This is a genomic window from Rhizobium leguminosarum bv. trifolii WSM2297, assembly GCF_000271845.1.
In genome coordinates this window covers 690,880-715,182 of the sequence record NZ_JH719393.1, presented here as the reverse complement: position 1 = coordinate 715,182, position 24,303 = coordinate 690,880, and the positions used below count along the sequence as shown (strand labels likewise).

Annotated in this window: 24 protein-coding genes; 9 read left to right on the top strand and 15 right to left on the bottom strand. The window is 62.2% G+C overall.

Annotated features, from left to right (window positions below):
- Positions 1–56: 56 nt before the first annotated feature.
- From RLEG4DRAFT_RS07135 to RLEG4DRAFT_RS07125, 3 genes are read left to right on the top strand one after another with little or no spacing between them, the layout of a single operon-like run.
- On the top strand, positions 57–686 hold the full coding sequence (locus RLEG4DRAFT_RS07135) for a CDP-alcohol phosphatidyltransferase family protein (RefSeq protein WP_003576444.1): 630 nt from the start codon (positions 57–59) through the stop codon (positions 684–686).
- Positions 683–1,303, top strand: a complete 621-nt coding sequence (locus RLEG4DRAFT_RS07130; protein ID WP_003576443.1) for a lysophospholipid acyltransferase family protein — start codon at positions 683–685, stop codon at positions 1,301–1,303. Before RLEG4DRAFT_RS07135 ends, RLEG4DRAFT_RS07130 begins: the two co-directional genes overlap by 4 nt.
- Complete coding sequence (locus RLEG4DRAFT_RS07125) at positions 1,300–2,229, top strand: phosphatidate cytidylyltransferase (protein WP_003576442.1); 930 nt, start codon at positions 1,300–1,302, stop codon at positions 2,227–2,229. Before RLEG4DRAFT_RS07130 ends, RLEG4DRAFT_RS07125 begins: the two co-directional genes overlap by 4 nt.
- Positions 2,230–2,260: 31 nt before the next feature.
- Here the strand turns inward: RLEG4DRAFT_RS07125 and RLEG4DRAFT_RS07120 are convergent, their stop codons facing one another.
- The 3 genes from RLEG4DRAFT_RS07120 to RLEG4DRAFT_RS07110 form a co-directional block, all read right to left on the bottom strand.
- On the bottom strand, positions 2,261–2,584 hold the full coding sequence (locus RLEG4DRAFT_RS07120; RefSeq protein WP_003576441.1) for a chaperone modulator CbpM: 324 nt from the start codon (positions 2,582–2,584) through the stop codon (positions 2,261–2,263).
- A 2-nt stretch (positions 2,585–2,586) separates the two neighbouring features.
- Positions 2,587–3,501 carry a DnaJ C-terminal domain-containing protein gene (locus tag RLEG4DRAFT_RS07115; protein ID WP_003576440.1) on the bottom strand — a complete coding sequence of 305 codons (915 nt, stop codon included), beginning with the start codon at positions 3,499–3,501 and terminating at the stop codon, positions 2,587–2,589.
- A gap of 93 nt (positions 3,502–3,594) precedes the next feature.
- Entirely contained in the window at positions 3,595–4,062 is a 468-nt protein-coding gene (locus RLEG4DRAFT_RS07110) for a universal stress protein (protein WP_003576439.1), read from the bottom strand.
- 170 nt (positions 4,063–4,232) lie between these two features.
- On the opposite strand from RLEG4DRAFT_RS07110, the gene RLEG4DRAFT_RS07105 reads away from it, so the two are divergent.
- The gene (locus tag RLEG4DRAFT_RS07105; RefSeq protein WP_037093324.1) at positions 4,233–5,135 is read left to right on the top strand and encodes an NAD(P)-dependent oxidoreductase; all 903 of its coding nucleotides are present in this window, start codon (positions 4,233–4,235) and stop codon (positions 5,133–5,135) included.
- Between the two features lie 32 nt (positions 5,136–5,167).
- Here RLEG4DRAFT_RS07105 and RLEG4DRAFT_RS07100 read toward each other — a convergent pair whose 3' ends face one another.
- The gene (locus tag RLEG4DRAFT_RS07100) at positions 5,168–5,458 is read right to left on the bottom strand and encodes a type II toxin-antitoxin system RelE/ParE family toxin (protein WP_003576437.1); all 291 of its coding nucleotides are present in this window, start codon (positions 5,456–5,458) and stop codon (positions 5,168–5,170) included.
- Positions 5,455–5,703 (bottom strand): type II toxin-antitoxin system ParD family antitoxin, encoded by a 249-nt coding sequence (locus tag RLEG4DRAFT_RS07095; protein WP_003576436.1) that lies wholly within the window; start codon positions 5,701–5,703, stop codon positions 5,455–5,457. Before RLEG4DRAFT_RS07095 ends, RLEG4DRAFT_RS07100 begins: the two co-directional genes overlap by 4 nt.
- A 212-nt stretch (positions 5,704–5,915) precedes the next feature.
- Between RLEG4DRAFT_RS07095 and yghU the strand changes: the two genes are divergently transcribed.
- Positions 5,916–6,791: a glutathione-dependent disulfide-bond oxidoreductase gene (gene yghU, locus RLEG4DRAFT_RS07090; RefSeq protein WP_003576434.1), complete on the top strand. Its 876-nt coding sequence runs from the start codon at positions 5,916–5,918 to the stop codon at positions 6,789–6,791.
- 82 nt (positions 6,792–6,873) lie between these two features.
- On the opposite strand, the gene RLEG4DRAFT_RS07085 is transcribed toward yghU, so the two are convergent.
- The 5 genes from RLEG4DRAFT_RS07085 to RLEG4DRAFT_RS07065 are packed head-to-tail and all read right to left on the bottom strand — an operon-like array spanning position 6,874 to position 12,842.
- Positions 6,874–8,388, bottom strand: coding sequence for an ABC transporter substrate-binding protein (locus RLEG4DRAFT_RS07085; RefSeq protein ID WP_003576433.1), 1,515 nt, complete (start codon positions 8,386–8,388; stop codon positions 6,874–6,876).
- A 19-nt stretch (positions 8,389–8,407) separates the two neighbouring features.
- Positions 8,408–10,117, bottom strand: a complete 1,710-nt coding sequence (locus RLEG4DRAFT_RS07080; RefSeq protein ID WP_003576431.1) for a dipeptide ABC transporter ATP-binding protein — start codon at positions 10,115–10,117, stop codon at positions 8,408–8,410.
- Positions 10,114–10,965, bottom strand: a complete 852-nt coding sequence (locus RLEG4DRAFT_RS07075; protein WP_003576429.1) for an ABC transporter permease — start codon at positions 10,963–10,965, stop codon at positions 10,114–10,116. Before RLEG4DRAFT_RS07075 ends, RLEG4DRAFT_RS07080 begins: the two co-directional genes overlap by 4 nt.
- Entirely contained in the window at positions 10,962–11,900 is a 939-nt protein-coding gene (locus RLEG4DRAFT_RS07070) for an ABC transporter permease (protein ID WP_003576427.1), read from the bottom strand. Before RLEG4DRAFT_RS07070 ends, RLEG4DRAFT_RS07075 begins: the two co-directional genes overlap by 4 nt.
- Before the next feature lie 51 nt (positions 11,901–11,951).
- Positions 11,952–12,842 carry a proline iminopeptidase-family hydrolase gene (locus RLEG4DRAFT_RS07065; protein ID WP_003576425.1) on the bottom strand — a complete coding sequence of 297 codons (891 nt, stop codon included), beginning with the start codon at positions 12,840–12,842 and terminating at the stop codon, positions 11,952–11,954.
- A 128-nt stretch (positions 12,843–12,970) separates the two neighbouring features.
- Here RLEG4DRAFT_RS07065 and RLEG4DRAFT_RS07060 point away from each other — a divergent pair, with 128 nt between their 5' ends.
- Positions 12,971–13,768, top strand: coding sequence for a helix-turn-helix transcriptional regulator (locus tag RLEG4DRAFT_RS07060; RefSeq protein ID WP_003576424.1), 798 nt, complete (start codon positions 12,971–12,973; stop codon positions 13,766–13,768).
- Positions 13,769–13,830: 62 nt separating this feature from the next.
- Entirely contained in the window at positions 13,831–14,733 is a 903-nt protein-coding gene (locus RLEG4DRAFT_RS07055) for a proline iminopeptidase-family hydrolase (RefSeq protein ID WP_037093463.1), read from the top strand.
- 3 nt (positions 14,734–14,736) lie between these two features.
- On the opposite strand, the gene RLEG4DRAFT_RS07050 is transcribed toward RLEG4DRAFT_RS07055, so the two are convergent.
- From RLEG4DRAFT_RS07050 to RLEG4DRAFT_RS07040, 3 genes are read right to left on the bottom strand one after another with little or no spacing between them, the layout of a single operon-like run.
- Complete coding sequence (locus tag RLEG4DRAFT_RS07050; RefSeq protein ID WP_003576421.1) at positions 14,737–15,648, bottom strand: acetamidase/formamidase family protein; 912 nt, start codon at positions 15,646–15,648, stop codon at positions 14,737–14,739.
- A gap of 50 nt (positions 15,649–15,698) precedes the next feature.
- Positions 15,699–19,172: an ATP-binding protein gene (locus RLEG4DRAFT_RS07045; RefSeq protein WP_003576420.1), complete on the bottom strand. Its 3,474-nt coding sequence runs from the start codon at positions 19,170–19,172 to the stop codon at positions 15,699–15,701.
- Entirely contained in the window at positions 19,172–20,440 is a 1,269-nt protein-coding gene (locus RLEG4DRAFT_RS07040; RefSeq protein WP_003576418.1) for a metallophosphoesterase family protein, read from the bottom strand. The genes RLEG4DRAFT_RS07045 and RLEG4DRAFT_RS07040 overlap by 1 nt, the downstream gene beginning before the upstream one ends.
- Positions 20,441–20,740: 300 nt before the next feature.
- Here RLEG4DRAFT_RS07040 and RLEG4DRAFT_RS07035 point away from each other — a divergent pair, with 300 nt between their 5' ends.
- Together RLEG4DRAFT_RS07035 and RLEG4DRAFT_RS07030 are read left to right on the top strand one after the other, a co-directional pair.
- Positions 20,741–21,445 carry a GntR family transcriptional regulator gene (locus RLEG4DRAFT_RS07035; RefSeq protein WP_003576416.1) on the top strand — a complete coding sequence of 235 codons (705 nt, stop codon included), beginning with the start codon at positions 20,741–20,743 and terminating at the stop codon, positions 21,443–21,445.
- A 115-nt stretch (positions 21,446–21,560) separates the two neighbouring features.
- Positions 21,561–22,523 carry a dihydrodipicolinate synthase family protein gene (locus RLEG4DRAFT_RS07030; RefSeq protein WP_003576415.1) on the top strand — a complete coding sequence of 321 codons (963 nt, stop codon included), beginning with the start codon at positions 21,561–21,563 and terminating at the stop codon, positions 22,521–22,523.
- A gap of 76 nt (positions 22,524–22,599) precedes the next feature.
- Here the strand turns inward: RLEG4DRAFT_RS07030 and RLEG4DRAFT_RS07025 are convergent, their stop codons facing one another.
- Together RLEG4DRAFT_RS07025 and RLEG4DRAFT_RS07020 are read right to left on the bottom strand one after the other, a co-directional pair.
- On the bottom strand, positions 22,600–23,634 hold the full coding sequence (locus RLEG4DRAFT_RS07025) for an Ldh family oxidoreductase (protein ID WP_003576414.1): 1,035 nt from the start codon (positions 23,632–23,634) through the stop codon (positions 22,600–22,602).
- Between the two features lie 170 nt (positions 23,635–23,804).
- Positions 23,805–24,278: a ProQ/FINO family protein gene (locus RLEG4DRAFT_RS07020; RefSeq protein ID WP_003576413.1), complete on the bottom strand. Its 474-nt coding sequence runs from the start codon at positions 24,276–24,278 to the stop codon at positions 23,805–23,807.
- Positions 24,279–24,303: the final 25 nt, after the last annotated feature.

Sequence of the window (24,303 nt, the reverse complement as noted above, 5' to 3'; positions counted from 1 at the left end):
TTGGCGCGACGACATTGGCAGGATATGCAGGAAGCGTTGGGCTGGGGAAATGAAAAATGGGGGAAGAAGGGGACGCCTCGCGGCGACCGATCGCGAGCCGGTCGTCGTCCTGGGCGATCGGCATGAGCGCATGGCTGGCGCGCAACGGCGTCACGCCGAACGGCATTTCGCTGCTGTCGATCCTGTTTGCCGGCATCGGCGCGACGCTCATCTTCTTCACGGCCCATCCGATCGCCATGGTCTGCGCGGCGATCTCGGTGCAGTTTCGGCTCGTCTGCAATCTGCTTGACGGGATGGTCGCGATCGAAGGCGGCAAGAAAACCAAGAGCGGCCCGATCTACAACGAATTCCCCGACCGGATCGCCGACAGCCTGCTGCTTGTTGCGGCCGGTTATGCCTGCGGCTTTCCCTCACTCGGCTGGCTGTCCGCACTACTCGCCGCACTCACTGCTTACATCAGAGTCTTCGGCGGAGCGGTCGGTCTTCCCCAGGATTTCAGCGGCATCATGGCCAAACAACGCCGCATGGCGGTGCTGACGGCTGGTCTCGTTGCCCAGAGCATCGAGACGCCGATATCCGGCGGTCGCTGGTCACTGCTTGGCGCTTGCGCGATCATCGCGGCAGGAAGCCTGGTCACCTGCATCACGCGGACGACAAGGCTTACCCGTTCCCTGGAGAGACTATGATCGCAATCATCCGTCGCCTTCTCGTGCTCTTCGTCCGCATCATGGTCGGCGCCCGAAGCGAGTGGCGGGGCTGCACGCCCGACACGCGCCGCCGGATCTATTTCGCCAATCACAACAGCCATGTCGATACCGTCGCCGTCATGGCCGCCCTGCCGTATCAGGTGCGGCGGCTGACCCATCCGGTTGCGGCGCGCGACTATTGGGGAACCAACGCCTTTCGCCGTTTCATCGCGGAGAAAGGCCTGCGCGCCGTCCTGATAGACCGCAAGCCTCTGCCCGACAGCAACCCGCTGGAACCGCTCGAACGCCTGCTCGAAGAGGGGCGCTCGATCCTGATTTTTCCTGAGGGGACGAGAAGCGCCAGCGATGAGATCGCCCCGTTCCGCAGCGGCATCTATCGCCTTGCCTGCCGTTTCCCCGATGTCGATCTGGTGCCGATCCATCTCGATAACCTGCAGCGCATCCTGCCGAAGGGCAGCATGCTGATCGTACCGATCACCTGCACGGCGCGTTTCGGCAAGCCGCTGCGCGTCGAACCGGGCGAAGACAAGGGAGCATTCCTGGCCCGCGCTCGTGCCGCGGTCATCGAGCTTGCGAATGGAGAGCGCATCGCATGAACAGCTTTTTCTCCATCGTGCTTGCCGCGATCCTCGGCCTGCTGGCCGTCTCCTCGGCAATCGGCTTCATCCTGCAGCGGCGTGCGGTGGAACCCGGCTCCGTCGCCACCGTCCACAACCTCAACGACCGCATTCGTTCCTGGTGGATCATGGTCGCGGTGTTCGGGGGCGCGATCCTGCTCGGCGATAACGCGGTGGTCATCCTGTTCGCATTCCTGTCCTTCATGGCGCTTCGCGAATTCTGGACGCTAACGCCATCGCGGCGCGGTGATCACCTGGCGCTGTTCCTGTCCTTTTTCGTGGTCCTGCCGGTGCATTATGTGCTGCTTGGAACGCAGTGGTACGGGCTCTTTGCGATCTTCATCCCGGTCTATGCCTTCCTGATCCTGCCTGCGGTGGCGACCTTGACGGGCGACGTCAACGAATTCCTGGCGCGCAGCGCCAGGGTGCAATGGGGATTGATGCTGACGGTCTATTCGATCAGCCACGCCCCCGCGCTCCTCATGCTGCAGACCGGTACGCCGTCGGCGCTTCTTCTCGTCTATCTGGTCATCGTCGTGCAGCTCAGCGACGTCTTCCAGTATGTCTGGGGGAAACTGCTCGGAAAGCACCGTTTCTCGCCGAACATCAGCCCATCGAAAACGCTCGAAGGCCTGTTCGGCGGCGGCGCCACAGCCATCCTCGTCGGGACGCTGCTCCATCGTCTGACGCCGTTCTCACCGCTGCAGGCCGCGGCCATCAGCACTGTTATTGTCGTCGCCGGCTTTTTCGGCGGTTTCGTGCTCTCGGCGATCAAGCGAGATCTCAACGCCAAGGACTGGGGCTATGTGATCGAGGGCCATGGCGGCGTGCTCGATCGCCTGGACTCCATCACCTTCGCAGCGCCGCTGTTCTTCCACATCGTCCGCTACTGGTTCACGACTTGATGCAAATATCCGAAGGCAGGCAAATGAACGTCTAAAACCGGTCGATGTCCTCGAGGCTTTCGAACAGCCGTTGCTGAATATCCCGCTCCTGCCGGCTGATGGCGGCCATCAGCTGGCCCATCGTTCCCCGCAGATCGTGAAGCTGGTCCACCAGGTCCATGACGATGTCGACGCCAGCGTCGTTGACACCCATGTTGTCCATCAGATCCAGAATGAGCCGAGCGCGAGCGACATCGGCGTCGCGAAACTGTCGCCTTTCGCCCGACGTCTCCGGGATCAGCCAGCCCTGTTCGATCCAGAAATCGAGCTGGACGACATCGATTTTCAAGTAAAGACGAAATTCGAGATCATCCATGATCAGGTCTCCATGTTCTTCCTCGGATCGTATGGATTTGCCGTCGCCCATTCCTTCACCAGGGACGTCAGCCGTTCGTCGGGGTTGTCGGGTAGCACGATCTTCAGCGAGATATAGATGTCGCCGTGCCCGCCGCCGCGCTTGACAACCCCCTTCCCTTTGAGACGCAGGACCTTGCCCGTATTGGAGTGCGGAGGCAGTGTCAGGTTGACGGGTCCCGACGGTGTCGGCACGCGAACCTTGCCTCCGAGCACCGCCTCGCCCAGCGAGATCGGCAGCTCCAGGCGGATGTCGTCGCCGTCACGGGTAAAGAAGCGGTGGGGCGTCACTCGGATTTCGATCAAGGCATCGCCCGGCGGTCCGCCTCCAATGCCCGGTTCCCCCTTGCCGCGCAGCCGCAAGGTCTGGCCGTCGCGGGTTCCGGGCGGGATCTGCACATCGAGCTGCGGCCCGTCCGGCAGCTTGATCTCCGTCCTGGTGCCGTTGACGGCGTCGAGAAAATCGACCTCCATGGAGAAACGCCGGTCCTGGCCCTGGCTGCGCATCCTGCCGCCGCCGGCGCGGCGCGAAAAGAAACTGGCAAAGGAATTGTCGGCATCGCCGAAATCGGCAAAGCCGGAACTGTTGTGATAGGGACTATCGGCACCGCTCGCCGAGGCATAGTCACGGTAGTAGCTGCGCTGCGCCCGCTCGGTCCCCGTCATGTCGATCTCGCCGCGGTCGAAGCGGCCGCGCTTTTCCTCATCGCCCAAGATCTCGTAGGCGGTCGAAATTTCCTTGAACCGTTCCTCGGCTTTCTTGTCGCCGGGGTTAAGGTCGGGGTGAAGTTTCTTGGCAAGTTTACGGAAGGCGCTTTGAATATCCTTTGGCGACGCATCCCGCTTCACGCCCAGAAGCTCATAGGGATCCTGGCTCATGCAAATCTCCGGTCAAGGCAGTCAGTACTGCCGGTTGGCTTGGGAAAGATATAGGTTCTCAGGCAGCCGCCGGGGAGGGGCGATGGCGGAAGGTTAGAGCAGCGTCGTATCTTCCGCTGGAAATGCTACGCCTTTATCGGCGTGATCGAGTCGCCGGTCGATGAGTACAGAGCATCCGGCATGACGCACGACCTTCTCGACGATCGAGGAGAAGACGTAGTCGGTGATATCGCTCACATGCGATGACAGCAGGATGAGATCGGCCGAGGTCTCCCTGGCGACCGAGACGAGCACGGAGGCGGCAACGCCGATGCGGACCTCGATCCTCGCGGGAATCCCGAGCTCCTTGCAGAGCGCTGCCAGTTTCTTTTCGGCGTCAACGATGGCGGTCGTTTCGAACACCTCGGGGAGCTCCGTCAAATGATGGCGCGGGATATTCTCGATGCCGTGCAGGACGACGATGTTTCCGCCGTCGTTCACCAGCGCTGCAGCCCGGCGCAGAAGACGGATTGCCGTTTGGCGGGAACCCATGCCGATGCCGCAGATGATCGTCTGATACATTGAATTCAATATCCCCGAATGCGAAAGGTCGTACCGATGATACCGGCGTCGCATGGCCCTGCTTTGACCGATATCAAGCAGAAAAGCTGCGACATCGCAACGTCGGCGCATGCGGGCAGCGGCCACCCGCGCCAGGATGAGACCCCAGGCGGATCGCCGCAGTTGACGGCATGGCCATCGGCAATAGCTTTAACGGCATGTCTTCAACTATCGAGGTTCACATGCCGGATATTGCAATCATCGGAGCGGGCGCGATGGGGAGCGCTGTCGCCAAACGGCTGATCGTGCATGGCGCCACGGTGCTGACCTATCTCGAAGGCCGCAGCAAGGAGACGATCGCGCGGGCTAAGGCAGCCGGCATGGTGCCGGTCGGCCGCCCGGATCTGGCGAAGGCAGCGCTTATCCTGTCGATCGTTCCGCCGGCGGAAGCGATCGGGGTTGCCGAACTCGTCGCGGAGATATCGTCGGGGATGCATGCGCCGCCGCCGTTCATCGATCTCAACGCCATTGCGCCGAAAACCATGCAGGCATTGGCGGCACGGTTCGAAGGCAGTGCTGTGGAAGTGTTGGATGGTGCCATCATCGGCGGGCCGCCGGTTCCGGGCAAATCAGGTCCGACCCTCTATATCAGCGGCGATAGCGCGGAGCGAAGCGCACTGCTTGAGAATTACGGCCTGAAAATCCGCAGGCTCGATGGGCCGCTCGGCGCGGCGTCGGCGCTGAAGATGTGTTATGCCGGCATCAACAAGGGATTTACCGGCCTCGGCGCCGCGATGCTGCTCGCGGCATCCCGCTCCGGTGCTGCTGAAAGCCTGAAGGCCGAACTCGCCGAAAGCCTTCCCGACGTCGACCGCAAGCTGTCGAAATCCATTCCCGACATGTATCCGAAAGCCTATCGCTGGGTCGCCGAAATGCAGGAGATCGCCGACTTCCTCGGAGAGGATGATCCGGCGGCGGTGATATTCCGCGGCATGGCGGATGTCTTCTCCGGGCTGGCCGACGACGTCGATGGCAGCCGCGCACTCGTCGGGCAGTTGGACGAGATCCTCGCGCGTCCCGACATCGATCGCTGACGGCAATAAGTCAGGCAATCCCCGCAACAGCCTTACAGCTGTTGGGCTACGTCCATTCTTTGATGAAGGATACGCACGATTATGATCTGCCCCGCATCATTGCTTTTGAAATACAAAAAATGAGTGCCAACGGAGACTTTTCTGTACCCTTGCCGAATATCTGAGGGGCGGCTCATCCGTCTTCCCTCCGCCAGTTCGTGACAGGCGTCTCTTATGTCCTGAATGTAACGCTCTGCCTGATCGACACTCCAATTCGACGCCGTGTAGTCCCAAATCTTGTCAATGTCGGCTTGTGCGGCAGGAGAAAATATGATGCCGATCATTTCGCCTCGAACGCCGCACGTTTGCGAGCATTGAACGCATCGAAATCAAAGGGCATGGCAGGGCCGGATTTCTCGCCTTCAATCAAGGCGTCCTGTAATGCCTTCACTTTGGCTTCGTGTTCTTCGAGTAAGCGAAGGGCCGCCCGGACAACGTCGCTGGCTGAACCATAGCGGCCAGCTTGAACCTGCGTATCTATGAAGCTGGTGAAATGGTCGCCGAGCGATATGGATGTATTTCTAGCCATCTGAATCTCCTTTAAGCCCAGTATACCAATTTTTGGTACATAACAAAAATCCCAGCTTAACAGCAAAAACCTAATACCAAGCCAGCGCTCTGACGATTGTGTGAAGCCGATCCGACACCTCTGACAAACCGCATCCCCTCTGCTATGTCAGGAAAAATGCGGCGGCCAAACTGGCGTCGCGATCTATCCGACCAATGCCAGGAGTTTGAAAGATGAGCGGTTCTTCCGAGTATGTACCCCCGAAGGTTTGGACCTGGAACAAGGCAAATGGCGGCGAGTTCGCCAGCATCAACCGTCCGATAGCAGGCCCGACGCATGACAAGGAACTTCCGATCGGCCGTCACCCGCTGCAGCTTTATTCGCTCGGCACACCGAACGGCCAGAAGGTCACCATCATGCTCGAGGAATTGCTGGCGCTTGGCCACAGCGGTGCGGAGTACGACGCCTGGCTGATCAGGATCGGCGATGGCGACCAATTCGGAAGCGGCTTCGTCGAGGTTAATCCCAACTCGAAGATCCCGGCGCTGATGGACCGCAGCGGTCCGAAGCCGATCCGCGTCTTTGAGTCCGGCGCCATCCTCACCTATCTCGCCGAAAAGTTCGGCGCCTTCCTGCCGACCGAGGCAGCCGAGCGCGCCGAATGCCTTTCATGGCTGTTCTGGCAGATGGGAAGCGCACCCTATCTCGGCGGCGGCTTCGGCCATTTCTACGCCTATGCGCCGACGAAGATCGAATATGCGATCGACCGCTTCGCCATGGAGGTGAAGCGTCAGCTCGACGTACTCGATCGCCGCCTCGCCGAAAGCGAATATCTGGCAGGCAGCCAATACACGATCGCCGATATCGCGGTCTGGCCCTGGTATGGCGGCCTGGTGAAGGGCTGGAGCTACGGCGCGGCCGAATTCCTGCAGGTCGAGGACTATAAGAACGTGCTCCGCTGGGCCGACACCATCCACCGCCGGCCAGCCGTGCAGCGCGGCCGAATGGTCAACCGCCTCTCCGGCGAGCCGTCGAGCCAGTTGCATGAACGGCACGACGCCAGCGACTTCGAAACCAGAACGCAGGACAAGCTGGCGGCTGCCGAGTAAGCAAGCCGCATCAGCTTCTTGTTGCAGCAACGAAGAGGCTCCGCCGCCTTTACGGCGACGGAGCCTGACGAGCTGCCCGAACTCAGTTCTTGACGGTGTCTTCCAGGAAGAACCGGCCGAGCGGGTTCTGGTAGAAGTTCTCGATATTCTTGCGCGAGACGTTGATATAGGGGCTGTAATAGAGGTCGATCCAGTTGACGTCGTCCTTGGCCATCTTCTGCAGATCGACATACATTTCTTCGCGTTTCTTCGGGTCGAGCTCGAGGCGCGCTTTGGCGACCAGTTCCTTGACCGCCTCATTCTTGTAGTTGGTCGAATAGTTGTTGTTGGAATCGTGACCGAGCACGAAGGTGGTTTTCTGGTCCGGATCGAGAATATCGTTGGTCCAGTAGTTGACCGAGATGTCGTAATCGCCGGCAACGGTCATGTCCCATTCCTGGCTCGGATCGACCTTCTGCAGATTGGCCGTAATGCCGGCCTTCTGCAACTGCTGCTGAACCAGCACGGCCGTCTGTTCATCGACTTCGTCGCCGGCACGGACCAAGTAATTCAGCGTCAGGTCGGAGGCACCGGCGGCCGCCAGCAGCTCCTTTGCCTTCGCCGGATCGTAAGGCCGCTGCAGATTGTCGGCGTAATAGTAGAGCGCGCCCTTCGGGATATATGAATTGGCGACCGTGCCCTGGCCGAAGGTGACAGTATCGACGATCGCCTTCTTGTCGATCGCCAGATCCAGCGCCTGGCGGACTTCCTTCTTGCCGAGCGCCCCATGCGCATGATTGATCAGCAGATGATCCTCGCGAGTCGAAGCATCGATATCGACGTTGAGGTTCGGGTCCTTCTTCAGCTCCCCGACGCGAGAGAAAGGCACGAAGATCGCCGTATCCAGTTCGCCCGCCTGGACGTTCAGCATGCGGGTATTGTCGTCCGGCACCGAGATCCATTCGACGCCGTCGAGCTTGACGCGGTCAGCCTGCCAGAAATTGGGGTTCTTCTTCAGAATGACCCGGTCGCCGCGCCGCCATTCCTCGACAGTGAAGGCGCCCGATGCGATCGGCTTCTCGCCATAGGCGTCGGCGCCGAGCGATTCCATGCCCTTCTTGGAGATGACGGAAGCATTCGGCAGCGCCAGCGTCGACAGGAACGGCGCCGACGGATTCTTGAGCTTGATCGTCAGCGTATGCGCATCGGTCGCAACCGCCGTGTCGATCACCTTGTAGGAATCGCTCCAGAGCGAGGCAGCATCATCGCGGATGCGCAGCAGGCTGTAGGCGGCGTCTTCCGCCGTCAGCGGCGAACCGTCGGAGAATTTCGCATCGCGGATCTTGAAGGTGTAGGTCAGCCCGTCATCCGAGGCGGTCCAGCTTTCGGCAAGGCCCGGTTCCAGCTTCGTACCTGTCTTGTCGACGCGGATCAGCACGTCGTAGACGTTTGAAAACACCCAGTTGTCGATATTCTGGGCGGTCTTGATCGGATCGAATGTCGTTGAATCCTCGCGGCGGCCGATGGTGAGAACGCCGGCGGCCTCGGCATAGCTTGCGCTGAGCGTCAGGCCGGCGAGGAAGGCTGCGAGCCCGATTGATTTCCACCTGTTTGTCATGAATTGGTTCCCTTCGTTGTTATGGCATGCGTCTGATGGGTTGGATCGGTATCGATGGCCGATCATCCCTGCCGCCGGCGCCTTGCAGCAACGGCTTGTCAGGATCGATATCGGGAATGGCGGCGATCAGCGCCGCCGTATAGGCGTGCTTGGGCCGGGCGAAGACCTCTTCGGAACGGCCTTGCTCGACGATCTCGCCGCGATACATCACAACGACGCGTTCGCAGAGATTGCGGACGATCGCCAGATCGTGGGCGATGAAGATCAGCGTCAGGTTCATCTTCGCCGTGAGGTCGCGGAAGAGTTCGATGATCTGCGCCTGAATGGTGACGTCGAGGGCGGCAACGCATTCGTCGGCGATGATCAACTTCGGGTCGACGGCGAGAGCCCGGGCGATGCCGGCGCGCTGGCACTGGCCACCGCTCATGCTGCGCGGTTTGCGGCCGGCGAATTCGCGTTCGAGGCCGACGAGATCAAGCAGCGTGTCGATCCGCGCCGGGATATCGGCCTTCGCCACCTTGCCCTGCACCTTCAGCACCTCGGCCAGCATCTGCCCGATCGTCAGCCGCGGATTGAGCGCGTTGTAAGGATCCTGGAACACCATCGCCGCCTCGCGCCTGAGCTTTGCGAGACCGGCGCTTTTCTGCTGGGCCAGATCGACGCCGTCGAAGCTGACGTGACCGGAGGAAAGCCGGGTGAGGCCGAGCATGGCGCGGGCAAGCGTGCTCTTGCCGCTGCCGGATTCGCCGACGATGCCGACCGTCTCACCCGGCATGATCTGGAGGCTGACGCCGGAAACGGCGCTGACCGTCGTGGCGCCGCCCTTGAACAGGCTGCCACCGGCCTTGAAGCGCACGTGGAGATCGTCGATTTCGAGCAATGGTCTCGCCGGCCGGCTGGCCGCGGCAATGTCCAGCAGCAGCGCGGGCGTCTCGGCGGGCAGGGAAGGGTGGCTGTTGATCAGGTCGATCGTATAGGGATGCTGCGGCCGCGCCAGGATCGTCCGCTTCGGCCCCTCTTCGATGAGCTTGCCGCCACGCAGAACGGCGATGCGGTCGCAGGTCTGGGCGACGATGCCGAGATCATGGGTGATCAGAATGATCGACAGCCCGCGCCGGTCGCGAATGTCGATCAACAGCCGAAGAATCTGTGCCTGGATGGTCACGTCGAGCGCCGTTGTCGGCTCGTCGGCGATCAGGATCTTCGGGTTGCAGGAGAGCGCCACGCCGATCATCGCCCGCTGCCGCATGCCGCCGGAAAATTCGTGTGGATAGCTGTCATACTGGCGCACGGGATCGGGAAAACCGACCTGTGCGAGGATTTCCGTCGCGGCGGTGCGGGCCTCGCGGGCGCCGAGGCCCTGATGATAGCGGATGCCCTCGGCGATCTGGTTGCCGATCCGCATCACCGGGTCGAGATGGCTGGTCGGGTTCTGGAAGATCATGCCGATCTCGCCACCACGCACCTTCAGCATCTCGCCATCGTCGACCTGCATGAGGTCGCGCCCTTCGAGCAGCGCCGAGCCGCGGTCGATCGTCAATCGCGAAGAGGGCAGCAGCCGCACCAGGGAGCGGCAGAACAGGCTCTTGCCCGAGCCGCTCTCGCCGACGAGACCGAGGATCTCCCCCTTGCCGAGATCGAGCGAAACCGCATCGAGCAGCGTGCGCCGGCCGGAACCGGTATCGGCGCTGACTGTGAGATCACGGACGGACAGCACGGAGCCGCTCATTCATGCACCCCCAGTAATTCGCCGAGCGCGTCGCCCAGCATGCTGAAGCCGAAAGCGAGGCAGACGATGGAGAGGCCGGGAAACAGCGTGATCCACCAGGCAGTGGTGATGAAGCTCTGTCCTTCCGCAACCATGACGCCCCATTCGGCGATCGGCGGCTGGACGCCGAGGCCGAGATAGCTGACGGCCGCACCGCTGAGCAGCACCAGCGTCGCATCCGACATCGAAAAGACGATCGAACCGGCGATCGCGTTCGGCAGCAGGTGGCGGAACATGATGCGGGAGCGGCTGAAGCCGAGGCTGACGGCGGCAATGGCGTAGTCGCTGCTTTTCAGCACCAGCATCTGCGCCCGGATCAACCGCGCGTAGGACACCCAGCCGACCAGCGCCATGGCGATGTAGAAGCTGCCGAGGCCGGGGCCGAGGATTGCGATGATCGACAGCATTAGCACGAGGAAGGGGAAGGCGAGAATGATGTCGACGAGGCGCATGAACAGCGCGTCGACGATACCGCCGAAGAAACCGGCAATGGTGCCGACCGTCGTTCCGATCAGGAAGGGGAAGATGACGCCGATCAGGGCCATCTGCAGGTCGAGGCGCGCGCCCCAGATGACGCGCGAGAGCATATCGCGGCCGAAATTGTCGGTGCCGAACGGATGCAGCAGGGAAGGCGCCTGCAGGCGCACCTCGGCGTCCTGCATGATCGGATCGTAGGGCGCGATAACAGGCGCGGCGATCGCCAGCAGGACGAAGAACAGCAGCAGGCCGGCACCGACGGCAAGCATCCACCGCCGGTCAAAGAACCGGCGCCATCCGGGAGATGCAGGAGCAATCGCCTCGATACTCATAGCGTCACCCTCGGGTCGACGGTGACGGTGACGATGTCGGCGATGAAATTGATGAGCACGGTGGCGCAGGCAAAGACCATGGCGACGCCCTGGACCACCATATAGTCGCGTGAAAAGATCGCCCTGACGAGGAGCTGGCCCATGCCGGGCAGCGCAAAGACGCTCTCGACCACCACCGTACCGCCGATCAGCCAGCCAATATTGACGGCAAGCAGATTGATCGTCGGCACCAGCGAATTCGGCAACACATGCCGCCAGAAAACGATGCCCTCAGGCATGCCGCGCGCGCGCGCCGCCGTCGCGACATCCGATTTCAGCTGCTCGATCATCGCCGCCCGCAGGCTGCGGGTCAGCACGGTCGAGAGCGACAGCGCCACCGTCAGGCTCGGCAGCACCAGATGCGAAAACTTATCGCCGAGCGTGGCGCCGTAGCCGGAAACCGGGAGAACACCGAGTTCGACGCTGAAGAGAATGATCAACATCAACCCCAGCCAGAAAGGCGGGAAACCGATGCCAAAGGTCGAGACGATGCGCACCGCATGATCGGGCGCCCGGCCGGCATTGCGTGCGGCGATCGCCGACATCGGCACCGCGATCAGCACCGACAGCACGACGCTGGAGACGACGAGCGCAAGCGTCGGCTCGATGCGGGTGACGATCAGCTTCAGCACGTCGATCTTGTAGAGGATCGACTTGCCCATCTCGCCGTTGGCGAGGTTCTTGAGGAAATAGACATATTGCAGCCACATCGGCTGATCGAGACCGTATTGGGCACGGATGCTGGCAATCGCTGCCGGCGTGGCGCGCGTGCCGAGGATGTTGCGCGCCGGATCGCCGGGGATCAACCGGACCAGAATGAAGGTGATGACGCTGATCCCGAAAATGACCGGCAGGAACTGCAGCGGTCGCGTCAGAACGAATTTATAGCGATGCATGACGGCGATCGCCCCTCTGTCTTCGTCGGCTTCGGTCCGCTTGCTCTTGCATCAGTCTGCCTCGTGCCGGGCGAGAAAATCGAGAAGTGCCGGATAATAATCCTGCGGGTTCTCATAGAACGGCATGTGGCTGGCATTGGCAAACACCTTGAGCTGGGCATTCGGCAGCGCCAGCTTCATCCTGAGCGCGCAGGCCGGTGTCAGCTCGTCATGCTCTCCCGTGGTGATCAGCACCGGCAGCGTCAGCCGCGGCAGGTCGGGGATGCGGTTCCAGTCCTTGAGATTGCCGATATAGAGAAACTCGTTCGGCCCCTGCATCGTCGCATAGGGCGCCATGTTCCAATCGTCGAGCGAGCGGCGCACCGGCGCCGGCCATTCCGGCAGGCGGCAGACATGGCGGTAGTTGAGGATGGTGACGGCAGCGAGATATTCCGGGTGTTCGTAGGTGCCCTGCGCCTCGTGCTTCTGCATCATCGAGACGGTTTCGGCACCGAGCGCGGCGCGCAGCCGCTCCAGTTCCGAGATCAGATGCGGCATGTCGGCGACGGTATCCTCGAGGATCAGCGTCTTCAGCTTCTCAGGATAGGTCAGCGCATATTCGATCGCCAGCCATCCGCCCCACGAGTGACCGAGCATGTGGACCTTGCCGAGCCCCAGCGCCTTGCGCACCGTCTCCGTCTCCTCGACATAACGGCCGATCGTCCAGAGCGAGAGATCGTCCGGCCGGTCGGAGGCTCCGGTACCGAGCTGGTCGAAAGCGACGACGCGATAACCCTTGTCGACGAGGCAGGAATGCGCCTCGCGCAGGTAATCGCAGGGCAGGCCTGGTCCGCCGTTCAGGCAGAAAACCGTCTCGCCGCCGGTCCCGAAACTGTAGGCAACGACGCGATAGCCATCGACATCGATCTCGAATCGCGCGTCCGGCTGTATTTCACGCCACATTGATTGCTCCGGCAGAAAATTTCGCTTGCTCAATATTTGGGCATGGCTAAATTTTTACCTTAAATCGCATTCTGTGCCAGCTATAAGAAGTGATAGGGTGGGCGTCGTGCCGAACCCGGGAGCCGCCCATGCTTGACGATATCGGAACGATCAGACGGCAGTTTACAGCGCATGAAACGTTGGACGGCCGCATCGACCATGCCTTCGAGGCGATGAAGCAGATCGGCTTCGAGGCGCTGATCTACGACTATACGCCGGTGCCCTACGATCTCGACGGCGCGATCATGATCCCATCGCTGCTGAAGCTCAGGAACATTTCCGACGACATGCACGATTACTGGTTCGATCGCGGTTATTTCCGCATCGATCCGGTCCAGCAGGTGGCGCTGCGCACCTCCGCGCCGTTCTTCTGGAACTATGACACCGACGCCGACACGCTGATCAACCGTTTCATGAATGACGACACGGCGCCGGTGACGCGCTATTTGAGCGAACGCGACATGTCGACAGGCGTCACCGTCCCGGTTCATATGCCGCGCGGCGACTATGCGACGGTCACCGGCATCCGCTTCGGCCGGAACGACGATTTCGAACGGCATGCGTTGCGTTATATCGCCGACTTCAACCTGCTCGCCCATGTCTTCCACGAGACCGCCTATTCGCTTTTCGATGCGCGGGCACGCAGCGTCGGCACGGTTCGCCTGACCGAGCGCGAACGCGAGTGCCTGCGCCATTCGGCGGAAGGTTATTCCGCCAAGGAGATTTCCCGCATCATCGGCCGTTCGGTGCCGACCGTCGTCATGCATCTGAACGCCGCGGCAAAGAAACTCGGCGCCCGCAACCGCACTCAGGCCGTGGTGCGCGCCACCCATTACCGCCTGCTCGAAGACCGGCCGGCCCAGAACTGGCCACCCTATAACTTGTGATAGCTGCCGTCACCGCTGCCGCCGCGTTATGGTTTTCGAGATGCCAAATGATGGAGACGCCGGTGGCCGAAATCGTGACGAATGAAGCCTATTTGCCCTTTCGCGACTATCGCACCTGGTATCGCATCACCGGTTCGCTGGAAGGTGACAAACTGCCGCTCGTCGTCGCCCATGGCGGGCCCGGCTGCACCCATGACTATGTCGATTCCTTCAAGGATATCGCCGCCCTCGACGGCCGCCCCGTCATTCACTACGACCAGCTCGGCAACGGAAATTCCACCCGGCTTCCGGAAAAAGGCCCGGATTTCTGGACGGTCGGCCTGTTTCTCGAGGAGCTGGACGCGTTGCTTGCCCATCTCGGCATCCAGGATCGTTATGCCTACCTCGGCCAATCCTGGGGCGGCATGCTCGGGGCCGAACATGCGGTGCGCCGGCCACAGGGCCTGAAGGCGCTTGTCATCGCCAACTCGCCGGCCAACATGCATACCTGGGTTTCGGAGGCGAACCGGCTCAGGCAGGAGCTGCCGAAAGAGGTGCAGGACACGCTGCTGAAGCACGAGCTGGCGGGAAGCCTGACCGACCCGGACTATATCGCCGCCTCGCGCGTCTTTTACGACCGCCATGTCTGCCGCGTCGTGCCGTGGCCGCCCGAAGTGGCGCGGACCTTCGCCATCATGGACGAGGACAACACCGTCTATCGCAACATGAACGGTCCGACCGAATTTCACGTCATCGGCACGATGAAGGACTGGACGATCGAGAACAGGCTCGACCGGATCGAAGCCCCGACGCTGCTGATCTCGGGAAAATACGACGAGGCGACACCGCTGGTCGTACGGCCCTACCTCGAACGTGTCCCCGGCTGCGAATGGGTGCTCTTCGAAAATTCCAGCCATATGCCGCATGTCGAGGAAAAGCAGCTTTGCCTGGCGACCGTTTCCGATTTCCTCTCACGGCATGATTGAGAACTATCGACGAACCAGCCATTTCTTGGCGACGCGGCAAGCCATCGTATAGGCGGGATCAAAGACGTTTCCGACGTCGTAACGCACGACCTGGCCGAGCAGATGGCTGGCCGCCGTCCTGTCCAGGCCGTAATCCGACGCCAGCCAGGTCAACATTTCGCTGGTGGCATGCTGGAGCGCCTGATCAAGGGGCCGGGCGTTGCCGATGGTAAAGATGTCTTCTGCGGTTTCCCCGCGCGGCCAGATCAGTCCGGCCTTCTTTTCCACCGTCAGCCGCACCGTGACCTCGAACGTCGTCTCGACGCCGGTTCCGACGATCTCCCCATCCCCCTGCACGGCATGGCAATCTCCCAGAAAGAACAAGGCGCCGGGGGCCGCAACCGGAAAGCGGATCGTCGTCCCAGGACCGAAAAGCCGATAATCCATGTTGCCGCCATATTCGCCGCTGGTCGCGGTCGATATCGCCTGGCCGAGGCTGGGCGCCACGCCGAAACAGCCGATCATCGGGGAGAGAGGCAGAACGAGATTTTCAAGTCCGGCAACCGGCTCCGAAAGCCGGGCAGTCAAGCTCTCACGGTCGATGACCCAGACGGCGATATCGCGCGGCGGCAGGTCACGAACCGTTTCGGGATCGACTACGTTGGCGGCGACGACGCTGCGGGTAAAACCCGTGTTCCTGGTCGGGATCATCCCGATGATCTCGACCTTCAAGGCATCTCCGGGTTCGGCGCCCTCCACGAAGATTGGCCCGTTCATCGGATTGGGCCCGGATGTCTGCTTGACGCCGTCCTTGTCGTACCCGATGGCATCAAGCGTCTCGGTGACCACGGTGTCGCCGTCGGCAATGCGGAGGGCCGGCGGAAGAGAGCCGATGACATTGTGAAAGCTCGTCGGAATGAAGCGGTGCGTGGTCATGAGATACGGCTCTCGTTTTGCTTGTTTTGGTGAACGGGTTAGGCGGCCAGTCAGGGCAGTTGGTGGATGGTCACGTCCGGAACGACGTCCCGTGCGATCTCGCAGAGATGCCAGTGATGCGTGAGGTAGATGACCTGTCCTACCTTTGCCATGTCGCCGAGCAGGCGGAAAACCTCTTCCGAGCGAGGATTGTCGAAGCTCTCCATAATGTCGTCGGCGACGAAGGGCACGGGCCGGCGAAGCGCTGCGAATTCCTCATAGCCTGCTAGCCGAAGCGCGAGATAGAGCTGGAACTGCGTGCCCGTCGACATCGCGTCTGCAAGTTTCGAGCCGCCATCACGTGATACTCCGATCAGTATTTCCCTGTCCCGGTCGGATTGGGTCGTCAGGCCGGAATAATTGCCGCCGGTAATCAGGCGGAAGGCTTCCGATGCGCGGTTCATCATCGAGCTACGATGTTTTTCGCGATAGATATGCAACGCCTGCTCCGCCGCAAGGGTGCCGGCACGGAGCGTTAGATGCCGCACGGCCAGCTCCTCGATGTCGAGGAAGATGGTTCGGCGCTTGGCCTCGATCCGCGCCACCGCGTCGTCCCCGCCGACGCCCTCGAGCTTCTGCCGCGCCAGCGACACGTCGGAATAAAGGAGCTTCGCCCGCTCGGTGAGATCCTCGACCCGCGCGCCGAGCTCAATTGCATCGCGCTCGACGGCGTCGGCGTCGACATCGGCAAGGCGCCGTTCGGCTTCGGAAAAACTCGTCGCGCGCAATGCGTCGGTGATCTGGCCGCGCAAGGTGGCGGCCCGCGCCTCCAGCCGGTCCCGATCCCGGGCCTGGTTCAGGAATGCGTCGACTGAGGCAAGCGAGTCCGTGCCGAAATAACTGGTCAATTCGTTCCTGCGGGCATTGTGAACGGCCAGTTCTTCCTCCAGCGCCCGTTGTTTCTCCAGGTGTTTTTCGAGATCCGCCTGGCGGTCTCCCCGAAGTTGCGCCGCATGCCGCGCTGCCTCGTGGCGTTCGACAAGCGCATTGGCGGAGGCGAGAGTATCCGCTGCCAACTCGCTGATGCCGCAGTCTGCGAGAAGACCGGCAATATCGTCGCGGAATTGCTCCTGGTCGCATTCCATCGCGGCAACGCGGCTTGCGAGGTCATCCCGTTCCTTGAGGATGGCGGGCAGCGTGCCGAGCGCATTCAGCATGGCGCGGACGGCCGTCATCGAGCCGGCCTTGTCGGCAAACCAGCTTCGCGACAGCGCCTCCGCCCATTCCCGGTCCCAGGCCGCTATAGTGGTTTCCGCCTCCTGCCGGTCGCGCTCCCGTTCCCTGAGATCGTGGTTGAGATCCCCGATGGCTTTCTCATGCGCCTGCCGCGCCGCCCGCTCGGCCTTGCCGGCGGCAAGCATATCATTTGCAGTCTGCATCAGCTCGGCGACCGGCAGATGGTCTGCGTCACCAAGACCGGCATCCGCAAGACTGGCTGCAAGCGTCGCGGCATGCCCGTCGAGTTCGCCGCGAAGCGCGTCCACCGTCTCTTCGGCCCGCTGCAGATCGCCCCAGGCGGCCAGCGCCGCGGCCCGCTTGGTGCTCCAGGTCTCGAGTGCCACAAGGCGCGCTGATGCTTCGGCGTCATATTGGGTGGTGCCGGGAAGCAGACTCCGGATGCGTTCGGCAAGCGCATCATGTTCGGCGCGCGCCTCGGCGAGCAGTTCCCTTTGCCGTTCGATCGCTGCTGCCGTTGCCGCTTCCGTCTGGCGGAGCTGGCGCAGTTCCGCCAGCTCCTGCGCCCGCGACAGCCGGCCGGCGGATACCATGTCGTCCTGCCGCATCCGCTCCTCGAACGCCCGGGCGGTGGCGGCATTCAGACTGGTGAGATGGACCTGCCAGGCGACATCACGTTCATCGCGCAGCCTCACGGCCTCGGCATCGTCTATCGAACCACCGGCGATGAAGGCCGCGATCCGGGCGTTGGTCAGGGCCTGTTCAGTGCCGAGATCACGAAGCCGCGCCTCGTGATCCCCAATCCGCTTGTCGACAGCAGTTGCCTGACAACGCCAGGTCTCGATCTGTCGAGGCTCCGCGGCGCTCGTGCGTTGCAGGGCCACGGCGTCGCCGGTCCAGGGTGCAAGCTGTGCAAACTGGTTCACCTGTATTCGCTGCGCCTGGACAAGTGTCCGCTCTTCCATGGTGAGCCGTATTGCGAGATCGGACCCGGTCAGCCGGCTCCACGCCGCCTCGATACGAGCAAGCCGCGCGGGATCGAGGACCCCAACTCCGTTATGCGAGCCTTCTTCCCTAACCAGCCTTTCGAGATTCTCCCGTGCCCGCACCAGTTCGCGGCCCGCGGCGGCCAGCTTCGCCTCGACGCCGGAGCGTCGTTCGATGAGATCGCGGATAGTGCCGATCAGCGAGGTGGGCAGCAGCAGCGCCTCGGGCGTCGCATGGCCCGGCTGTTCGAGATCGGACAGAAGCCGAACCAGCACAGCTTCCTGTTCCGCCAGCGCCAGTCGGCGCTTCGGCAGGTCGCTTTCAGCCGCGAGGTGGCGCGCACGGCCCTGATCCAGCATGTCCATATACGCGGCGACCGTCAGCGCCTTTTCGTCGATCGCGATCGCCTCGATCTCGTCCGCGAGCTGGCGTTGCGTGCGGTCAGCGGTTTCGAGAAGCGCCTGCAGCCGCGTCTCATCGCGGGATAGCTGCGGCAGCAGCGCGAACCATTCGGATGGAGGCCGCGGCAGATCGCCCATACCGGCTGTATCCGCGTCCAGCCGCCGGAGCTCCAACGCCGCGGGCAGGGCACCGAGAAGGCGCGTCAGCTCCTGATGCCGGATCTTGGCCTCGGCCAGTTCCCGCGTGGTCGCGGTGTAGGCGGCCTCGGCGTGCTCGTGGGTCGATTTCAGGGCCGAGTAGGTGGAGGCAAGCGTGTCGATGGCATTGCGCTCGGCCTTCAGCGCTTCGAGCGAGCGTTTGAGTTCGGCGAGCTTCGTGCTCGACGACCGTTTTTTGTAGATCACATTGGCTTCGTCGGCGGCCGTCACCAGCGAACGGCTGAGGCCGGCAAGGCCCGAGCTTGCCGAGAACAGCAACTCGCCGAGCTCGCCCTTGCTTTGTATGATGGCGTTTCCGCCTTCCTTGAGCGACTGGTCGTCGAGTGAGAACATGGTGCGATAGGCCTCGCGACCGATGCCGCCGAGCACGCCGGCGACAAGCGCCTCGTTCACAGCCTGCCCCCGATCGTCGACGAGGCTGCTGGTCCGGAGCTTGAGCCGCGCCAACTCGTATTCCGTGCCATCGAATTCCAGCCGCGCGCCGACCTTCATCGTGTTGTAGGGATGCAGGAAATTGTAGGTACTGCGCTCCCCTATGCCGTAGAGGAGATCGAGATAGGCGGCAAAGGTGGTCGACTTGCCTGCTTCGTTCAGACCGTAGACGATGTGTAGGTCCGGCGAACCCTGACGAGCCGCGCCGAAATCAATCGAGTGGTCTGTGAACTTACCGTAGCGGGTGAGGTCGAGGCGTCGCAGTCGCATCAGCTTTCTACCCGGTCCGCGGCCTTCATCCGGGCGGCGATGTCCTCGGCGCCGTTGGCGAGGAGGTTGTCGATGAAGCGTTCGAAGCCCGCTTCATCATGCCCGGCGAATGCTCGGCTCTCGGCCGGCAGGTCGGCGAGCAGATCTCGAACCACCTCTCTGATATCGTCGCGAAATCCGCTGCGGCCAATCACCTCGTCCCGCATCAGCGCAGCCAGCCCGACGACGGGATCGGCAGCGGAGGCGTCTGCAAGTGTCAGGGGCGCCTCGAAGGCGAGCTCCAGCTTCTCGATCCAGGTCCGGCCGATCAGATCGCCGCGCTGCTCGGCCTCCGCCTGCATGAGGTCGACATCGCGGCGAAGCTGCCAGGAAAGCTGCGTGCGGCCGGAAAGCTTGAGGCGGGCGACGAGATGCGGCGAGGCCGTGCGGTCGCGCTGTGCCGTCAGTGCCACTTCGACCGCCATCGCCGCGTCACGCCAATCATCGACACCGGTGAGGTCGACATCGACGCGCTCGAACTGCGCGACGCTCGTGCGCCGCTCCTCGACCGTCACAGTCCGGTCGTCCGCCACGGTCACCAGCGATACGGTCTTGACGCCCGACTCGTTAATGTCGCGGCCCTGCGGCATGCCCGGCATGATGATCGTCGCCGCGCCGGGATGATGGCTGCGCTGGTGGAGATGACCGAGCGCCCAGTAGTCGAACCCCGAGGCGTGAAGGTCGAGCACGTTGCAGGGCGCATAGACGTCATGGCCCGCCGATCCGGCGAGGCTGGTGTGCATGATGCCAATGTTGACCGCACCCGCCACCGGCGGCTTGAATTTCGGCAGAAGGGGGTCCGGCGCGTGCGGCTTGGCGAAGCTCATGCCGTGGATCGCAACCGACAGGCTACCCTTCGTGGCCTCCACGATCTCGGCATGGCCGCCGAAGATCTTCACCGTATCGGGCATCACCAGTTCCCTGGCGATCTTCGACATCGCATCGTGATTGCCGCGGATCTTGAAGACGTAAATCCCCGCTCGGTGCAGCCGTTCCAGCTGGCTTGCCAGGAAGCGCGCCGTCTTCATCGACGTCTGCTCGCCGTCATAGAGATCGCCGGCGATGACGAGCGCATCGACCCGTTCCTCAAGGCACAGGTCGACGATCGCCACCAGCGCCTGCCGGCTGGCATCACTCACGAGATCGGCCAGATCGGCGTTGCGAAGCGCCAGCGACCGCAGGGGAGAGTCGAGATGGAGATCGGCGGTGTGGATGAAACGATAAGCCATGAATGCCGAACGCGTTGCGATAGGATGATGAGCGGGGCCGTCGGACAGATAACAGCGCAGTCGCTGTCACCTAGCCGTAGGCATCAGAATATGGAGCACCCGCCCAAGGGGCGCGAGCGAAATGGGCCCGGCAAACCGACCCATCCACAGTCAATATTGCTCTACCAGCGGCGGCACCGCAGCCGATGCATCCTACTGCTGCGCTTACCGAGGATGCCTGACATCTTCCCGCAACCGAACTTGAAGGTTTGATGCGGCTTGAAACTCATTGTATTTGTCGTGTCGACAAGAGGAGTTTTTATGCCTGACATCGACCCTGGCTCTTTTCCCGAACGCAAGCGCGGTTCGGGCGTGAAAATGGTCTACGACCTGCTGCGCGATGAGATACTCGACCTGAAACTCGCCCCCGGCAGCCCGATCGACGAGGTGCAATTGGCGGAGCGGTTCAAGATGTCGCGGACGCCGATCCGCGAAGCGCTGGTCCGCCTGGCTGGTGACGGGCTGATAGAAACGCTGCCGAACCGCTCGACCATGGTGTCGAACATCGATTTTCTCAATCTCAGCACATTCTTCGACGCACTCGTTCTCATGTATCGGGTAACGACGCGGTTGGCGGCACAGAACCATCGTCTCGAGGACCTGCCCTCTATCCGTCGTTTCCACGAGGACTATTCGGCGGCAATCGAAGCCCGCGACACGCTGGCGATGATTGCGACCAACGCCGCCTTCCACGCCGCCATCGCCGAGGCCGGGCGCAATCCTTATTTCACCGGGCTTTTTCGCCGGCTGCTCGATGAAGGCCGTCGGATCCTCCGCCTTTATTACCAGTCCTACGACGAACATTTTCCCCAGCAGTTCGTCGATGAACATGCCGAGATTATTGCCGCGATCGAGGCGCGGGATGTCGAGGAGGCCGATCGGCTGGGCAAGGTGCACGCCGAACAGATTGTCGCCCAGGTGCAGAAGCTTTTCAGTCGCAACGGCAAGCTCGACATAGCGCTATAAGGGGCCTTGTATTTTTCTTGTCGACAAATAGAACACAAGATGCTATCCCGACCATCGAACGGATCGGCGGCCTTTGTCGGTCGACCGTCCCACCCGAACCGCGGAGGAGATCGACATGAAGGCCACAATTTTTTCCGGCGTCATTCCTGCTTTGATGACGCCCTGCAAGGACGACCGCACGCCTGATTTCGACGCGCTGGTTCGCAAGGGAAAGGAGCTGATCGAAAAGGGCATGTCCGCCGTCGTCTATTGCGGCTCGATGGGTGACTGGCCGCTGCTGACCGACGAACAGCGCATGCAGGGCGTTGAGCGTCTGGTAAAGGCCGGCATTCCGGTGATCGTCGGCACGGGCGCCGTCAATACCGCTTCGGCTGTTGCGCATGCTGCGCACGCCCAGAAGGTGGGCGCCCAGGGCCTGATGGTGATACCGCGCGTCCTGTCGCGCGGCACGGTCGTCGCCGCCCAGAAGAACCACTTCAAGGCGATCCTTTCGGCCGCTCCGAACCTGCCGGCCGTCATCTACAACAGCCCCTATTACGGCTTTGCCACCCGCGCCGAGCTGTTCTTCGCGTTGCGCCAGGACCACAAGAACCTCGTCGGCTTCAAGGAATTCGGCGGTGCGGCCGACATGCGCTACGCGGCCGAAAACATCACCAGCCGCGACGATGACGTCTCGCTGATGATCGGCGTCGATACCTGCGTCTTCCACGGCTTCGTCAACTGCGGCGCCGTCGGCGCGATCACCGGCATCGGCTGCGTGCTGCCGAAGGAAGTCATCCACATGTGCAACCTCGCCCAGGCTGCGGCCGCCGGTGACCCGGATGCCCGCCAGCGCGCGCTGGAACTGGAATCGGCGCTTGCCGTGCTCTCCTCCTTCGACGAAGGCCCAGACCTCGTCCTTTACTTCAAGCATATGATGGTGCTGAAGGGCGACACGGAATACACGCTGCATTTCAACGAGACGGACGTGCTCTCCGAAAGCCAGGGCGGTTATGTCGAAGCTCAGCTGAAGCTGTTCGACACCTGGTACGCCGAGTGGAGCAAGCTGCCGGGCGCCGTGCAGAAGTACAAGGGATAATTCGCGATCCCCTCAAACAGAAGGCCCTCCTCGCGGAGGGCCTTTTCTTTTGTAAACCAGTGAAAGAGAAGAGGTCTCAGGAGACCGCTTCGAGACCTTTTTCGAAAAGCCGGTCAAGCAGCTCCAACTCGGCGGCCGTCAGCGGGACGCCTTCCGTCTCGGATTTCTGGCGGGCGGCGAAGCGGCGCTGCGAAGGAAGGCGGGCACCGCTCCCGACGATCGCCTCGAAAAGCAGCTCGGCGCGGGCGAAGGGATCCCCAGGCCGGCCGGCGGCGAAAGCTTGCGGCGACATGGCGATGATGAGTTCACCATGGAAAGGGGCGAGTGTCGTCGTGCCGAGATAGTCGAGCACTTCAGGGCTGGTGAAATCACCAATCATGATGCCGGCGAGAAGCTCGATCATCGTGCCGATGGCCGATCCCTTGTGCCCACCGAAGGGCAGCATGGCGCCGGCAAGGGCGGCTGCCGGATCGGTCGTCGGATTGCCGTCGGCATCGATCGCCCAGCCCTCGGGAAGCTGCTTGCCGGCGCGGCGGTGCAGCTCGATTTCTCCGCGGGCGGCAACCGAGGTCGCAAAATCGAATACGTATGGCGACATGTCCTTGCGCGGCCAGCCGAAGGCGAAAGGGTTGGTGCCGAGCAGCGGTTTGTTGCCGCCGGCGGGCGCGACGGTCGCATAACTGGGGCACATAACGAGACCGGCAAGACCCTCCCTGGTCACCGCCTCTACTTCCGGCCAGAGCGCAGAGAAATGGCTGCAATCATTGATGACGAGGGCGGCAATGCCGAGCCTGCGTGTGCGTTCGGCCAGCGCCGGCACGCCGAGTTCGAAGGCCGCATTGGCAAAGCCCCCCTTGGCATTGACCTTGACGATGGCGGACCCTTCGTTGAGGTCCAGTTCCGGCACCACGTCCGGCTTCACCTTGCCTGATTTGACGGTGCGCAGCGCGCCCTCGATGCGGTAGATCCCATGCGATTTGCAGGCGTCGCGCTCACCGGCGACGATCACGCGGGCAAGCGCCCCGGCCTGCACGGCATTGAGGCCGGCCTTGCGGAAGATGGCTTCGACCCGCCCATGCAGGTCGGCAATCGTCAAGGTCGTTTTCGTCATGCTGCGTTTCTCCTCGCCGCGATTTTGTTGTAGATTACCAGGTCTATCGACATTGCAGATGATGCAAGAGCCAAGCCCGAACCCACAAATATTTATGGCGAACCAATCTCTCCGTCTTGCCGAAGAATGCATAAACGACGTCTAGGAAGGCGGATATGGGCAAACCCAACTTATCCCGCTTGGACTGACGAGTTCTTCCTGCTGAGAAGGGCTGCGCGAATCTGTTCGTTCTTGCTCAGCGGGGGAGGGGGAGCGGGAGCCGGCGCCTCGGCCTTGCCCGCATTCCGCTTAAGGCTCAGAAAGCGTTTTTGCGCGACCAGCCGATCTTCTGGGGACAGTGGTTCCACCGGTTCGCCGTCCAGGTCATGACGCATGGAATCGGACTGGGCGCTGGCGAAATAATATCGCCGGCAATGGACATAGGCAGCCGTCGCGCGCCTCAGTGTCGTCACGCCGGAATCGGGCTTCAGGAGCGGGCGCAGCTCGTTGAAGAGGCCAACGGCAAAGGGGAGGATCGGATCTCCCGGCTTGGCGGGCAGCACGCCGACCGGCCGGATCAACAGCATGTTGATCGCGTTTGCCTTCTCCACGTCGAGGTCGGCTGCCGCAATCGGCCCGCGGCTGATCTTCCAGGGTTTGTCCATGCATCCTCCATAGCGACCGACTGTG

Excerpts from the sequence above, each read along its gene's own strand:
- RLEG4DRAFT_RS07020 (WP_003576413.1), bottom strand. The coding sequence starts at position 24,278 with ATGGACAAACCCTGGAAGATCAGCCGCGGGCCGATTGCGGCAGCCGAC.
- RLEG4DRAFT_RS07135 (WP_003576444.1), top strand. The coding sequence starts at position 57 with ATGGGGGAAGAAGGGGACGCCTCGCGGCGACCGATCGCGAGCCGGTCG.
- RLEG4DRAFT_RS07040 (WP_003576418.1), bottom strand. The coding sequence starts at position 20,440 with ATGGCTTATCGTTTCATCCACACCGCCGATCTCCATCTCGACTCTCCC.
- RLEG4DRAFT_RS07030 (WP_003576415.1), top strand. The coding sequence starts at position 21,561 with ATGAAGGCCACAATTTTTTCCGGCGTCATTCCTGCTTTGATGACGCCC.
- RLEG4DRAFT_RS07130 (WP_003576443.1), top strand. The coding sequence starts at position 683 with ATGATCGCAATCATCCGTCGCCTTCTCGTGCTCTTCGTCCGCATCATG.
- RLEG4DRAFT_RS07035 (WP_003576416.1), top strand. The coding sequence starts at position 20,741 with ATGCCTGACATCGACCCTGGCTCTTTTCCCGAACGCAAGCGCGGTTCG.
- RLEG4DRAFT_RS07095 (WP_003576436.1), bottom strand. The coding sequence starts at position 5,703 with ATGGCTAGAAATACATCCATATCGCTCGGCGACCATTTCACCAGCTTC.
- RLEG4DRAFT_RS07060 (WP_003576424.1), top strand. The coding sequence starts at position 12,971 with ATGCTTGACGATATCGGAACGATCAGACGGCAGTTTACAGCGCATGAA.
- RLEG4DRAFT_RS07105 (WP_037093324.1), top strand. The coding sequence starts at position 4,233 with ATGGCCATCGGCAATAGCTTTAACGGCATGTCTTCAACTATCGAGGTT.
- RLEG4DRAFT_RS07065 (WP_003576425.1), bottom strand. The coding sequence starts at position 12,842 with ATGTGGCGTGAAATACAGCCGGACGCGCGATTCGAGATCGATGTCGAT.
- RLEG4DRAFT_RS07085 (WP_003576433.1), bottom strand. The coding sequence starts at position 8,388 with ATGACAAACAGGTGGAAATCAATCGGGCTCGCAGCCTTCCTCGCCGGC.
- RLEG4DRAFT_RS07070 (WP_003576427.1), bottom strand. The coding sequence starts at position 11,900 with ATGCATCGCTATAAATTCGTTCTGACGCGACCGCTGCAGTTCCTGCCG.
- RLEG4DRAFT_RS07100 (WP_003576437.1), bottom strand. The coding sequence starts at position 5,458 with ATGATCGGCATCATATTTTCTCCTGCCGCACAAGCCGACATTGACAAG.
- RLEG4DRAFT_RS07045 (WP_003576420.1), bottom strand. The coding sequence starts at position 19,172 with ATGCGACTGCGACGCCTCGACCTCACCCGCTACGGTAAGTTCACAGAC.
- RLEG4DRAFT_RS07115 (WP_003576440.1), bottom strand. The coding sequence starts at position 3,501 with ATGAGCCAGGATCCCTATGAGCTTCTGGGCGTGAAGCGGGATGCGTCG.
- RLEG4DRAFT_RS07025 (WP_003576414.1), bottom strand. The coding sequence starts at position 23,634 with ATGACGAAAACGACCTTGACGATTGCCGACCTGCATGGGCGGGTCGAA.
- RLEG4DRAFT_RS07125 (WP_003576442.1), top strand. The coding sequence starts at position 1,300 with ATGAACAGCTTTTTCTCCATCGTGCTTGCCGCGATCCTCGGCCTGCTG.
- RLEG4DRAFT_RS07050 (WP_003576421.1), bottom strand. The coding sequence starts at position 15,648 with ATGACCACGCACCGCTTCATTCCGACGAGCTTTCACAATGTCATCGGC.
- RLEG4DRAFT_RS07080 (WP_003576431.1), bottom strand. The coding sequence starts at position 10,117 with ATGAGCGGCTCCGTGCTGTCCGTCCGTGATCTCACAGTCAGCGCCGAT.
- RLEG4DRAFT_RS07120 (WP_003576441.1), bottom strand. The coding sequence starts at position 2,584 with ATGGATGATCTCGAATTTCGTCTTTACTTGAAAATCGATGTCGTCCAG.
- RLEG4DRAFT_RS07075 (WP_003576429.1), bottom strand. The coding sequence starts at position 10,965 with ATGAGTATCGAGGCGATTGCTCCTGCATCTCCCGGATGGCGCCGGTTC.
- RLEG4DRAFT_RS07110 (WP_003576439.1), bottom strand. The coding sequence starts at position 4,062 with ATGTATCAGACGATCATCTGCGGCATCGGCATGGGTTCCCGCCAAACG.
- yghU (WP_003576434.1), top strand. The coding sequence starts at position 5,916 with ATGAGCGGTTCTTCCGAGTATGTACCCCCGAAGGTTTGGACCTGGAAC.